General features: G+C 67.4%; 11 protein-coding genes. 6 read left to right on the top strand and 5 right to left on the bottom strand.

Annotation, left to right across the window (positions count from 1 at the left end):
• Positions 1–80: 80 nt before the first annotated feature.
• Both ABE463_RS09830 and ABE463_RS09825 read right to left on the bottom strand, forming a co-directional pair.
• A complete protein-coding gene (locus tag ABE463_RS09830) occupies positions 81–530 on the bottom strand; it encodes a 3-dehydroquinate dehydratase (RefSeq protein WP_346468036.1) in 450 nt (149 codons plus the stop codon).
• A gap of 3 nt (positions 531–533) precedes the next feature.
• On the bottom strand, positions 534–944 hold the full coding sequence (locus ABE463_RS09825; protein WP_259260570.1) for a hypothetical protein: 411 nt from the start codon (positions 942–944) through the stop codon (positions 534–536).
• Between the two features lie 178 nt (positions 945–1,122).
• On the opposite strand from ABE463_RS09825, the gene lepB reads away from it, so the two are divergent.
• Positions 1,123–1,755, top strand: a complete 633-nt coding sequence (gene lepB / locus ABE463_RS09820; protein ID WP_346468035.1) for a signal peptidase I — start codon at positions 1,123–1,125, stop codon at positions 1,753–1,755.
• A 132-nt stretch (positions 1,756–1,887) separates the two neighbouring features.
• A complete protein-coding gene (locus ABE463_RS09815) occupies positions 1,888–3,165 on the top strand; it encodes an MFS transporter (RefSeq protein WP_346468034.1) in 1,278 nt (425 codons plus the stop codon).
• Here ABE463_RS09815 and ABE463_RS09810 read toward each other — a convergent pair.
• Positions 3,155–4,057 (bottom strand): LysR substrate-binding domain-containing protein, encoded by a 903-nt coding sequence (locus ABE463_RS09810; protein WP_346468033.1) that lies wholly within the window; start codon positions 4,055–4,057, stop codon positions 3,155–3,157. The two genes, ABE463_RS09815 and ABE463_RS09810, sit on opposite strands and share 11 nt — an antisense overlap.
• Before the next feature lie 10 nt (positions 4,058–4,067).
• The gene (locus ABE463_RS09805) at positions 4,068–5,033 is read right to left on the bottom strand and encodes a LysR substrate-binding domain-containing protein (protein WP_265309945.1); all 966 of its coding nucleotides are present in this window, start codon (positions 5,031–5,033) and stop codon (positions 4,068–4,070) included.
• Between the two features lie 108 nt (positions 5,034–5,141).
• Here ABE463_RS09805 and aceB point away from each other — a divergent pair, with 108 nt between their 5' ends.
• From aceB to ABE463_RS09785, 4 genes are all read left to right on the top strand, one after another.
• On the top strand, positions 5,142–6,788 hold the full coding sequence (gene aceB / locus ABE463_RS09800) for a malate synthase A (protein WP_346468031.1): 1,647 nt from the start codon (positions 5,142–5,144) through the stop codon (positions 6,786–6,788).
• Between the two features lie 52 nt (positions 6,789–6,840).
• Complete coding sequence (aceA, locus tag ABE463_RS09795) at positions 6,841–8,133, top strand: isocitrate lyase (RefSeq protein WP_159498903.1); 1,293 nt, start codon at positions 6,841–6,843, stop codon at positions 8,131–8,133.
• A gap of 226 nt (positions 8,134–8,359) precedes the next feature.
• Complete coding sequence (locus ABE463_RS09790) at positions 8,360–9,406, top strand: GGDEF domain-containing protein (RefSeq protein WP_346468030.1); 1,047 nt, start codon at positions 8,360–8,362, stop codon at positions 9,404–9,406.
• A 13-nt stretch (positions 9,407–9,419) separates the two neighbouring features.
• Positions 9,420–11,912 (top strand): putative peptide modification system cyclase, encoded by a 2,493-nt coding sequence (locus tag ABE463_RS09785; RefSeq protein WP_346468029.1) that lies wholly within the window; start codon positions 9,420–9,422, stop codon positions 11,910–11,912.
• Positions 11,913–11,920: 8 nt separating this feature from the next.
• Here the strand turns inward: ABE463_RS09785 and ABE463_RS09780 are convergent, their stop codons facing one another.
• The gene (locus ABE463_RS09780) at positions 11,921–12,214 is read right to left on the bottom strand and encodes an NHLP-related RiPP peptide (RefSeq protein ID WP_259260552.1); all 294 of its coding nucleotides are present in this window, start codon (positions 12,212–12,214) and stop codon (positions 11,921–11,923) included.
• Between the last annotated feature and the right edge of the window lie 50 nt (positions 12,215–12,264).

The following is a 12,264-nucleotide window of genomic DNA, read 5'->3' as shown; positions in this document are numbered from 1 at the left end:
CGGCCTGCGGCCGCCCCCTCCCCCTTTATTTCGCCTCCAAGGGCATAGGCGCCCAGCGCCCGCCCCACCGACCCCGCGCATCACGTCCCCACGTGCACGCCCTCGGCAATCTCACTGCACCCCAGGTGATCCAGCGCGATCTCCAGCGCGTGCATGTAACTCTGCGCGCAGTACCCGCGCGCCACGCCGATGCGCTGGCCCGCATCCGCCGGCAGGCATGCCTCCGGGGCGCGCGCATCATCGTCGTGCACTTCCACGTAGGCGTTATGCAGATGCGGCAGCAGGCGCTGCAGGCGCGCGCTGTCCACGCACGCCCCCGGATCGAGCAGGGTGACTTCGCCGCGGCTGTGATCGGCCACGCGCAGGGCATCCAGCAGTTCCTGCTCCGAGCCACACGCGCGGATCGCCACCGTGGTGCCCGCATCGATCGCGCGATGCACCAGGGATTTGAGGACGAGCGGCGGCAACGGCTGCGCGGTACGGATCAGCTGCCCGGCCGCTTCCGGCCCACGGATGATGAAGATCGACATGGCTCAGCCCTCCACGGCCTGCAGGCGATGGGCGGCGATCGCCAACGACAGGCGACACGCATCCTGGCGACCGCTGCTGCAGACGACCCGCGCGGCCGGGGCATGCTGCGGATGCAGGTGCTCGTCCAGCGCGTCATCGTCGTTGCTGGCCATCTCGATGTACGGCACCGGCAGGTCCTCCAGCGCGGTGCGCAGCGCCTGGCCATAACGGGCCCACTGCGGTGCATCGACCGCCGCGGTGGCGATCAGGACCAGCGCCGGGCGGCTGCGCTGGGCACGCTGCAGGCAGCGCACCAGGGCCGGCAGGGAGTCGCAGTCGCGGCAGGCCAGGCGGTGCCCGGCGACCCGTGCAGGCAGCGGCGACGCGTCCGGCACGGCGTTCGACGGTGTATGCCGGATCAGCAGGATGGTCATGGAACGTCTCTTCGAAGCACCCTTCGGCGCGGTGTCGCCACGATGCGGCCGCGCGCCGTAAAACCGCGATGCCGACCGGGCGGCCCCTGCGTAAACAGTGCGTAGCTTTTTCAGCGGGGGGCAGGGAACTTGCCCGCCGTCCGTCCGGTCACAGCCACACACTTCCTGGAGCGCCCGTATGGACACCCCCGCCGCCGCCTCTGCCCCCACCGACCATCGCCTGCTGCGCTGGCTGAAGAAGGAAGCCCTGCCGCTGCTGGTGATGCTCGGCCTGCTCGCTGCGGCGCGCGACACCTTGGCCAATCACTACCAGGTGCCCAGCGGCTCGATGCAGCACACGCTGATGCCGGGCGATAGGGTGGTGGTGGACATGCGTGCCTACGGCGTGCGCCTGCCGTTCACCGCGATGGAGTTGCTGCACACCGGCCAGCCGCAGCGCGGTGACGTGGCGGTGTTCGATTCACCGCAGGACGGCACCCGGCTGATCAAGCGCATCGCGGCGGTTGGCGGGGATCGGGTCGAGCTGCACGACGGTCACCTGAGCATCAACGGCCATCCGCTGGCTCAGGCCGGGGTGGGTGAGATCGAAGACTTCGGTCAGCATCTGGCGCAGCTGGATCTGGGCCAGGGCGGTGGTCCGGACATCACCGGCTTGACCGTACCCGCCGGGCAGGTGCTGATGCTCGGCGACCACCGCGGCAACAGTGCTGACGGACGTTTCTTCGGCCTGGTCCAGGCCAGCGCGCTGTACGGCAAGGCCTCGCATGTGTACTACCGGCGCGGCGAAGGCCTGACCTGGCAGGCGCTGTAACAGCGCCCGCGATCTTAATCGATATCTGCAACATCTCGATTCAGACCTATCAGGTTATGGATCGACCTACCGACGCTGCCTATCCTGAGCGCTGACTCCTCTCTCCGGCCCGTCTACGCGGGCCTTACCGGCATGAATGGCGACACCGCAGCGGTCCCCGACCGCAGCCCCCCGACCACCACCGCAGCAGCGGCGCCCGGCGACCAGATCCAGCAGGGCACCCCGGCCTTCCGGCGTACGGCGGCCGCGCTGTTCCTGGCCGGCTTCTCCACCTTCGGGCTGCTCTACACGGTGCAGCCGCTGCTGCCGGAATTCAGTCGCCACTTCGGCGTCTCCGCGGCCAACAGTGCGTTGACCCTGTCGCTGAGCACCGGTCTGCTGGCGGTCTCGATGCTGATCGCGGGATTGATCTCCGACCGCATCGGGCGTCGCAGCGTGATGGTCGCGGCGTTGCTGGCGTCCAGCGTCTTGTCTGTCACCACCGCGATGGTGGATGACTGGACCACGCTGCTGGTGTTGCGCACGCTGCTCGGCATCGCGCTCAGTGGCGTCCCGGCAGTGGGCATGACCTACCTCGCCGAGGAAATGGACAGCCGCGCGCTGGGCCTGGCGATGGGCCTGTACATCGGCGGCAATGCGATCGGTGGCATGAGCGGTCGTCTCATCGCGGGCATCGTCGCCGACCATTGGGGCTGGCGCTGGGGTATCGGCGTGGTCTCGCTGATCGCACTGCTCAGTACCGTGCTGCTGTGGATCCAGCTGCCGCCGTCACGCCACTTCCAGAGCCGCCGTGGCGGCCTGCGCGAACTGCCTTCGCGCTGGCGCAACCTGTTTGGCGATCCCGGGTTGCCGTGGTTGTTCGCCACCGCGTTCGTGCTGATGGGCGTGTTCGTCACCCTCTACAACTATCTCGGCTTCCACCTGCTGGCGCCGCCGTATGGCCTCAGCCAGACCGTGGTCGGCCTGATCTTCAGCGTGTACCTGGTCGGCACCTTCAGCTCGGCGTGGATGGGGCAGCAGGCCAATCGCCATGGCCGCAGCCGCGTGCTGGCGATCTGCTACGGACTGATCGCGCTGGGCATCGTGCTGCTCGCGATGCCGTGGCTGGGCTGCATGGCGGCCGGTATCACGCTGGTGACGTTCGGTTTCTTCGGTGGCCACTCGGTGGCCAGCAGCTGGGTCGGCAGCCGCGCCGGTGCGATGCGCGCCGAAGCGTCCGCGCTGTACCTGTTCGCCTACTACCTGGGCTCCAGCGTGGCCGGCGTGCTTGGCGGCGTGTTCTACACGCAGTGGGACTGGCTGGGCGTGTGCGGTTTCGTTGGGGTACTGACCGTGGCCGGTGGCGTGATCGCGTGGCGTCTCGGCCAGCGCGTGCAGCCGGCCGCCGCCGCGCTTGCGCTCAGCCGCTGACGCCCTGCAGCAGCCGGGTGAAGTGACCGATCAGTGGCGACGCCGGGCCGCGGCGGCAGGCCACGTGCACTTCCGAACTGGCCGCACGATCACTGAGTGCGACGAAGCGCGCACCGTCCACCTGGATATGGCAGCACGAGGCGGGCAGCACCGTTACCCCCAACCCCGAGGCCGCCAGGCTGATCAGCGTCGAGGCTTCACCTGCCTCCTGCACGATGCGTGGGGTGAAGCCTGCGCTGCGGCATAGCGCGATCACATGATCGTGGATGCCCGCACCCACCTCGCGCAGGAACCCGACGAACGGCTCATGCGCGAACAGCCGCAGCGCCACCGCCGCATCGGCGGGCAGATCACGCACCAGCGGATGCTGGTCGTGCACCACCAGCGCGAGTGGATCACTGAACAGTTTGCGTGACATCAGCGGGGCGGGCAGGGCACGTTTGCGGATCAACCCGACATCCAGTTCGCCGGCCATCAGCGCATCGATCTGCTGCAGTGTGTTCATCTCGCGCAGCTTCAACTGCACCTGCGGAAACTGCTGGCGGTAGGCGAAGATCGCGCGCGGGATCTGCGTGGACAGCGGCGTGGCCCGGGTCAGCCCGATGCGCAGCTCACCGGTTTCCCCGCGCTGCGCGCGCTGGGTCAGATCGATCGCGGTCTCCACCCGCGCCAGCACCTCACGCGCCTGTTCCTGCAGCACGCGCCCGGCATCGGTGAGTTCCACGCGGCGGTTCGCGCGCAGGAACAATCGCGCGCCGAGCAGTGTTTCCAGCTGACGGATCTGCTGGCTGAGCGGCGGCTGCGACATCCCCAGCCGCTCGGCCGCCCGGCCGAAGTGCAGCGTCTCGGCGACGGCCAGGAAGTAGCGCAGGTGGCGGAGTTCGATGGACATGGGGCGTGCGTCAGCGCTCGGAATGACCACTTTCATCATAGCTGCGCGGACTGAACAGGTCCGGCTGGATCAGCTCGATGAACGCCCGCGCCTGCGGTGACAGAAAACGTCCGCGCCGCACGATCACGCCATAACTGCGCTCCGGGAACCACGCACCCATCGAGCGCGTCACCAGCTTCTCGCGGTCGGCATCGTGCAGGCAGAGCGCCGGCACGATCGAGATGCCCATGCCCATCGCCACGTACTGCTTGATCACTTCCCAGCCGCCCACCTCCAGCGCCACGGTGTAGGGCAACCGATGCCGCTGGAACACCTGGTCCACCAGCCGGTAGGTGATCTGGCGTTTGGGCGGCAGCACCAGCGGGTACTGCGAGATCGCCTCCAGGCTCAGTTCGCCGTGCGCCAGCGGGTGCTCGGGCGGGGCGATCAGCACCTGCTCGAAGCGGTAGGCCGGGGCGTAGCTGAGGTCGGCCGGCACGTCGGTCATCGAGCCCACCGCCAGGTCCGCCGCATCGCTGCGCAGCAGGTCGGTGCCGTCGGCGCTGATCGCGTTGTGCAGGGTCAGGCGGACATCGGGATGGCGCTGGCGGAAGCGCTCCACGATGCGCGGCAGCAGGTACAGGATGGTCGAGCTGTTGGCCGCGATGTTGAGCTCGCCCGCGTCCAGCCCCTTCACCTTGTCGCGGAAGCTGGCCTCCAACCCGTCCAGGTTCTCCACCAGCGGCAGCGCCATCTCATACAGCAGCTGGCCTTCACGGCTGGGCACCAGGCGTCGCCCGCTGCGCTCGAACAGATTGACCCCGAGTTCGCGCTCCAGGGCCTGCAACTGCTGGCTGATGGCCGGCTGGCTGACGAACAAAGCCTCAGCTGCCCGTGAGACTGAGCCCAGGCGGACCGTCTGGCAGAACGCCCGCAGCGGCTTGAGCCGATCGGATTTGTAGGAAAACCGGGGGCTTGGCGTGCGCGGCGTGGTCATGGCGTCATGAGTATAAGCACACCTTATGTAAGCCATTGCAATAACTGCTTTGTCAAATATCGGCGCGGCGGCGCACGGTGGAGCTCAACCGCACCGCAGGAGCCCGCCATGTCCGCCGTCGCTTACGCCACCGCCCAGCCCACCCCCGCCGATGCACCGGCCACCCCCGGCATTGCCCTCACCACCCAGCTGGCCGGCCAGTCCGCGCTGCTGCCGGCGGGGGTACTGGCGCTGCTGGTGTCGCTGCACCGGGCGGTGGAGCCGGAGCGTCAGCGCCGGCTGCAGGCACGGGTGGCCCGCCAGGCCTTCTTCGATGGCGGCGGCCTGCCGGACTTCCGAGCCGATACCGCCGAGATCCGCGCCAGCGACTGGCACGTCGCCCCGCTACCGGAGGCACTGCAGGACCGCCGGGTGGAGATCACCGGCCCGACCGACCCGAAGATGGTCATCAACGCGCTGAACTCCGGCGCCAAGGTGTTCATGGCCGACTTCGAGGATTCCACCGCCCCGGCCTGGCGCAACCTGCTGGCCGGCCAGCAGGCGCTGATCGGCGCGGTGCGCGGCGATCTGACCTACACCGGCCCGTCCGTGGATGGGAAGCCGGGCAAGCAGTACACGCTGCGTCCGTTCAACGAGCAGGCCGTGCTGATCGTCCGCCCGCGGGGCTGGCACCTGGATGAGAAGCACGTGCGCATCGACGGCCAGCCGATCGCCGGTGGCCTGTTCGATGCGGCGGTGTTCGCCTTCCACAACGCCCGCACGTTGATGTGCAGGCAGCGTGGCCCGTACTTCTACCTGCCCAAGCTGCAGAGCATGGAAGAGGCGGCGCTGTGGGAGACCGCGCTGTCGCACATCGAGGGCATGCTCGGCCTGCCGCATGGGCAGATCAAGGTCACCGTGCTGATCGAAACGCTGCCGGCAGTGTTCGAGATGGACGAGATCCTGCATGCGCTGCGCGACCGCATCGTCGGCCTGAACTGTGGCCGCTGGGACTACATTTTTTCCTACATCAAGACCTTCCGCCGGCACGCCGACAAGGTGCTGCCCGAGCGCGGCCAGGTGACGATGACCCAGCCGTTCCTGAAGGCCTATTCGGAGCTGCTGATCCGTACCTGCCACCGCCGCGGCGCGCATGCGATGGGCGGCATGGCCGCGCAGATTCCGATCAACCACGACGCGGCCGCCAACGAGCAGGCGATGGCGCGGGTGCGGGCGGACAAGCTGCGCGAAGTCAGTGCCGGCCATGACGGGACCTGGGTCGCCCACCCCGCGCTGATCCCGGTCGCGCAGGCGATCTTCGACGAACACATGCCCGGACCGAACCAGCACCGTGTGCTGCGCAACGACGTGCAGGTGGGCCGCGATGATCTGATCGTCGCGCCCACCGGCACCATCACCCGCGCCGGTTTCGAGGGCAACGTCGAGGTCTGCGTGCGCTACCTGGCCGCCTGGCTGGACGGCAACGGCTGCGTGCCGATTCACCACCTGATGGAAGACGCGGCCACCGCCGAGATCAGCCGCAGCCAGCTGTGGCAGTGGCTGCATACCCCCGGCCAGCACCTGGACGACGGCACCGCCATCGACCTGGCCCTGCTCGACGCCACCCTGGCCCAGCTGCCGGCGCGGCTGGGCGATACCGCCGCGCTGCCGGGCAGCGCCCGCATCCCCGAGTCCATCGCGCTGCTGGCCGCGCTCAGCCGCCGCGAGGAGCTCACCGACTTCCTGACCCTGCCCGCCTACGACCGTCTCGACTGACCGTCATCCATCCACCTGCTGTTACCGCATCCGTTCCCTTTGGAGATTCGACATGAGCACCCTGCAGACCGCCGAACAGATCCAGCACGCTTGGAACACCGACCCGCGCTGGGCCGGGATCACCCGCAACTACACCGCCGCCGACGTGGTGCGCCTGCGTGGCACCGTGCACGTGGAGCACTCGCTGGCGCGGCTGGGCGCGGAGAAGCTGTGGACGTACCTGCAGGAGAAGGACTTCGTCAACGCGCTGGGCGCGCTGACCGGCAACCAGGCCATGCAGCAGGTCAAGGCCGGCCTGAATGCGATCTACCTGTCCGGCTGGCAGGTCGCCGCCGATGCCAACCTGGCCGGCCAGATGTACCCGGACCAGTCGCTCTACCCGGCCGATTCGGTGCCGGCGGTGGTCAAGCGCATCAACAACACCCTGCTGCGCGCCGACCAGCTGCACCATGCCGAGGGCAAGGATGACATCGACTTCCTGCAGCCGATCGTGGCCGATGCCGAAGCCGGTTTCGGCGGCGTGCTCAATGCCTTTGAGCTGATGAAGGCGATGATCGAGGCCGGCGCGGCCGGCGTGCACTTCGAGGACCAGCTGGCCTCGGTGAAGAAGTGCGGGCACATGGGCGGCAAGGTGCTGGTGCCGACCCGCGAGGCCATCGAAAAGCTCAACGCCGCGCGCCTGGCCGCCGACGTGATGGGCGTGCCGACCCTGCTGGTGGCGCGTACCGACGCCGAGGCCGCCGACCTGCTGACCAGCGATGTGGATGGCAACGACCAGCCGTTCACCACCGGCGAGCGGACCGTGGAAGGCTTTTACAAGACCCGCAACGGCCTGGACCAGGCGATCAGCCGCGGCCTGGCGTATGCGCCCTACGCCGACCTGATCTGGTGCGAGACCGGCAAGCCGGACCTGGAGTTCGCGCGCAAGTTCGCCGAGGCGATCCATGCGAAGTTCCCCGGCAAGCTGCTGGCCTACAACTGCTCGCCCAGCTTCAACTGGAAGAAGAACCTGGACGACGCCACCATCGCGACGTTCCAGAAGGAGATCGCCACCTACGGCTACAAGTTCCAGTTCATCACCCTTGCCGGCTTCCACGCCCTGAACTACTCGATGTTCAACCTGGCCCACGGCTATGCCCGTCGCCAGATGAGCGCCTTCGTGGAGCTGCAGGAGGCAGAGTTCGCCGCCGCCGACCGGGGCTTCACCGCGGTCAAGCACCAGCGCGAAGTCGGCACGGGGTACTTCGACGCGGTGACCCAGGCGATCCAGCAGGGCCAGTCCTCGACCACCGCCCTGAGCGGGTCCACCGAGGAAGAGCAGTTCAACGCCGAACGGGCGGCCTGACCCCGTCCGGGCAGGGGGGCCAGGGAGGGCCAGCAGGCGGCCAGTCGGGGGACTGGCCGCCCTTTCCGGGTGCCGCAGCCCGGTCTTCACGGGGTCGAAGGCGGCAGAACGTGCACCGTTTCACGATTTTGGGGCGTAATAGTCGGAAATGGGATAGGGCGCACAGTTTTGAGGAGTGCTATCCTCCATCGCTCACCAGGGGGCGCTGGAAAGCGGGTGTTCGGAAATGACCGGCAAGGGTGCGGCGGCGATCATGTGCGAACGAGAAACAGACATCGACCGAAAGGCGATGGCTGAGATCGTGCACGCCATCCTGAGCAGCGGCGAGTCCGCATTGTTCTCCGAGTTCGGCCGCCAGCGCAAGCTGGACGAAGGCACGCACCTGTTCCACCGCGGCCATGCCGGCAGCACGATGTACGTCATCGTCAGCGGCTGCATCGAACTGGATTTCGGCGAAGACCTGGTGGTCAAGTCGCTGGGCCCCAATGAGTTCTTCGGCGAGCTGGGCCTGCTGATCGGCGACCACCAGCGCAGTGCCGGTGCACGTGCCGTCGAAGACAGCGTCGTGCTGGAACTGGACCACGATGATTTCCAGCGCCTGGTCGACCGCGATCCCAGCCTGCTCGCCTATTTCCTGCGCCGCACGATCATGCGCGTGGTGGGCAACGAACAGGTGCTGATCCGCCAGCTGCGCCGCCGCAACCACGATCTCGAAACCGCGCTGGACAATCTCTACGTCACCACCCACCAGCTCACCCACACCCGTGAGCTGGTGCGCACCGACGAGCTGACCGGCCTGCACAACCGGCGTGGCTTGGCCCTGTACCTGCAGGAATGCCGCGCGCAGGAAGACAGCGCGCCGCAGGGCCTGCTGCTGATCGACTGCGACCACTTCAAGCAGGTCAATGACGTGCACGGCCATCAGGCCGGCGACCGCGTGCTGCAGAGCGTGGCCAACATCCTGCGCTCGGTCACCACCGAGCTGGACATTGCCTGCCGACTCGGGGGTGACGAGTTCTGCCTGCTGCTGCGCCACGTCAACCCGGACAGCCTCCAGCACGCGGCCGAGTTCATCCTCAGCGCCGTGCACGGCCTGATGGGTCGCGCGCAGGGCGTGCCGCACCTCTGCCCGGTCAGCATCGGCGTATGCCTGATCGACCCCCGTACCGACTGGAGCGAGTGGTACGCTCGCGCCGACAACGCGCTGTACCAGGCCAAGCGGCTGGGCGGCAACCGATTGCACTGGTCGCGATCAGCGACCGCCACACCCTGATCGGGAGATCGGCATGAACGGCGACAACGGAACGTCGACCCAGGCCCCGCAGATGCGGGCGCTGTTGTTCACTGATCTGTGTGACTCGTTGATCCTGGTGGAGCGGATTGGCGATGCGGCCGCGGCGGAGTTGTTCCAGGAGCATGACCGGCTGGTGCTGGCGTTGCAGCAGCAGTGGAACGGGCACCAGATCGATCGCTCCGATGGGTTGTTTGTGTTGTTCGAGCGGCCCGTCGATGCGCTCGGATTCGCCCTGGATTACCACGCTGGCCTGCGTGCATTGGGTCGATCGCTGGAGCACCCCATCCGCGCACGCGCGGGCCTGCACGTCGGTGAGGTCATCCTGTGGGACAACAGCGCCGAAGCCATCGCGCTGGGCTCCAAGCCGGTGGAAGTGGAAGGGCTGGCAAAGCCGATGGCGGCGCGGCTCATGCAGCTGGCACGGCCGGGGCAGATTCTCGTGTCGGCGACGGCTGAGTCGATGGTCCGGCGTGCTGGCGTTGCGTTGCGCGATAAAAACAACGCACTGAAATGGACCTCGTTCGGACGCTGGCGATTCAAGGGCGTGGCGCAGCCGATGGACGTGTTCGGGGTGATGTCATCGGACATGCCGTCCAGCGGTCGCCCCCGGGCTACGTCGAAGGCCGTGCGCGACCTGCCTTTCTGGCGCCAGCCAACGGCCATGGTGGCGGAAGCCACGTTGGCCATCGCGCTTCTGGTGGGAGCCTGGATGATGACGCGATCGCAGCCGGCGATCGCCTTCGCTGAGCGTGACTGGGTGGTGCTGTCGGATGTCACCAACCAGACCGGCGAGCCCATTTTCGATGACTCGCTGCGTCAGGCCATGCTGCTGGGCCTGGAACAGTCGAAGTACGTCAACGTACTGTCCGACGGCAAGGTCCGCGAAAGCCTGGAACTGGCACGCGATCCCGTTGACGCCGTGCTGGATCGATCGCGTGCAGTGGACGTGGCGGTACGCGAAGGTGCCCGCGCGGTCCTGGTACCGAAGGTCATCCCGCGGCGTGGGGGATACGAGGTGCAGATCTCGCTGATCGACCCTGGCAAGGACGTGGTGATCCAGACGTACACGGCCACGGCGTCCGGGACCGGCAATGCGGTGGAGGCGGTCGACAAGGTGATCGGCGAACTGAGGGCCGGACTGGGCGAATCCGTCGCAGGTCTGCAGCGGTCCATGCCCCTGCCCAGTGCATCCACTGCCAGTCTGCGCGCCCTGCGCTCGTATGCGCTGGCGGAGACGGCACTTGGCGAGCGTCGTTTCAATGACGCGCGCAATCTGTATCAGACCGCGTTGGAGATCGATCCGGCGTTCGCGCTGGCCTATATCGGCCTGGCCAAATCCTTCGCGCGTACCGCCGATCGCAGCAGTGCGCGCGAGCAGCTGGAAAAAGCGCTGGCGTTGAAGGGGCGACTGCCGCACCGCGAGCAGCTGTACCTCAAGGGCTGGCAGGCGGAGCTGGAGCCGGGCGGGTGGCCGGTCGAGCAGTGGCGGGTACTCGCCGGGGTGTACCCGGATTTCTATGCCGGCCCTTCCAACACGTCCTGGTATCTGATCCAGGACAACCGTTTCCAGGAGGCAGAGCCCTTCGCCCGTGCGGCGTCCGTTCCCCAGGACTACCTGCGCATCTACCCCATGGTGCACCTTGCCCGCATCCAGCTGGCCCGCAATCAGTTCCATGAGGCTCAGAGCACCCTGCAGCAGGCACGCACGCTCCGCCGGGACGGTATCGATGACACCCAGGTGGATGTTCTGGTCGGCCTGCGCCGGTATGCAGAGGCCCGGCGCATGGTGGAGCGCATGGGCAACGGCGCGGACGCGCTGCAGGACCTGATGCATCTTCGAGCAAAGGTGCTGCTCGCCGCCGACCAGGGAGACTGCGACGCCATGCGATCAGCGGTGCGCGAGGATGCCGCGAAACCAGGCCTGGTGGACTACCAGGTCCATCAGAAGCTGGTGCATGCCACCGTCGAGACGCTGTGCGGGGGGGCTAACAAAGGCACCTTGTCGGCGATCGCAACGCAGCTGATTCCCTTGTTGAAAGAGCGCGATCATCCCAACATCGCCGACCGCAGCCTGCAGTTGCTTGCGCTGGTGTACCTTGCGCAACGCCAAGGCCAACATCCGCTGGCCGACACACTGCTGCGCGACAACGCAGCGCTGCTGGAACGCCAGCGCAGCCCGGTGGTCGCCAAGTGGCAGCGCATCGTGACATCCAATGCACTATTGATCGACGGCAAGGCCGATGCGGCAGTCGAAATGCTGCAGCCGCTGCTGGACGGGGCCGAGCCGGTGCAGGCGCATGTCGTGCTGCTGCAGGCCAGGAGAGCCCAGCAGGATGGGGCGGGTGTCCTGCAGGAGCAGCAATGGCTGGCCACGCATCGTGGGCAAGCCATTGCCGAGGTGGCGGCGATCCAGGTGTGGCAGCCGTTGAATGCGCATGACGTGGCCACCTGGTCCGTGCCGGTCAAGGCGACCGGCATGCAGTGACCCGATCGTCAGCTGATGGTGTCGCCAACCTTGCCAGCTTCGAAACAGAACACCACCGTCATCGACGCAGTATGCGTGCTCAGATAGGTCTCCAGTTCGCTGCGCAGGGCGAGCAGTTCCGAGGGGGTGGCCAGGTCCACGACGGCCAGGCAGTCGGTACAGCCGTCGGGATCGATGCCAATCGAGGCAAGTGCTGCCACGCCATCGGCGGAAAACAGCGTGCGGAACGCCGTATCGCCAATCAGATGGTCGAGCAGCAGCATGGCTTGGGCAGGGGTGAGCTGGGTGGGAACAGGCGTCATGGTCGATTTCCAGGGCAAGAGAGTGTTCTATCGGCACAAGCGCTCCCCGG

This window comes from Stenotrophomonas sp. TWI819 (assembly GCF_039673075.1).
GTDB classification, from domain to species: domain Bacteria; phylum Pseudomonadota; class Gammaproteobacteria; order Xanthomonadales; family Xanthomonadaceae; genus Stenotrophomonas; species Stenotrophomonas rhizophila_B.
This window is presented reverse-complemented; position numbering and strand designations above follow the sequence as displayed.

Coding starts and splice junctions, on each gene's coding strand:
- aceB (WP_346468031.1), top strand. CDS start 5,142: ATGTCCGCCGTCGCTTACGCCACCGCCCAGCCCACCCCCGCCGATGCA.
- ABE463_RS09790 (WP_346468030.1), top strand. CDS start 8,360: ATGACCGGCAAGGGTGCGGCGGCGATCATGTGCGAACGAGAAACAGAC.
- aceA (WP_159498903.1), top strand. CDS start 6,841: ATGAGCACCCTGCAGACCGCCGAACAGATCCAGCACGCTTGGAACACC.
- ABE463_RS09830 (WP_346468036.1), bottom strand. CDS start 530: ATGTCGATCTTCATCATCCGTGGGCCGGAAGCGGCCGGGCAGCTGATC.
- ABE463_RS09780 (WP_259260552.1), bottom strand. CDS start 12,214: ATGACGCCTGTTCCCACCCAGCTCACCCCTGCCCAAGCCATGCTGCTG.
- ABE463_RS09785 (WP_346468029.1), top strand. CDS start 9,420: ATGAACGGCGACAACGGAACGTCGACCCAGGCCCCGCAGATGCGGGCG.
- ABE463_RS09825 (WP_259260570.1), bottom strand. CDS start 944: ATGACCATCCTGCTGATCCGGCATACACCGTCGAACGCCGTGCCGGAC.
- ABE463_RS09810 (WP_346468033.1), bottom strand. CDS start 4,057: ATGTCCATCGAACTCCGCCACCTGCGCTACTTCCTGGCCGTCGCCGAG.
- ABE463_RS09815 (WP_346468034.1), top strand. CDS start 1,888: ATGAATGGCGACACCGCAGCGGTCCCCGACCGCAGCCCCCCGACCACC.
- lepB (WP_346468035.1), top strand. CDS start 1,123: ATGGACACCCCCGCCGCCGCCTCTGCCCCCACCGACCATCGCCTGCTG.
- ABE463_RS09805 (WP_265309945.1), bottom strand. CDS start 5,033: ATGACCACGCCGCGCACGCCAAGCCCCCGGTTTTCCTACAAATCCGAT.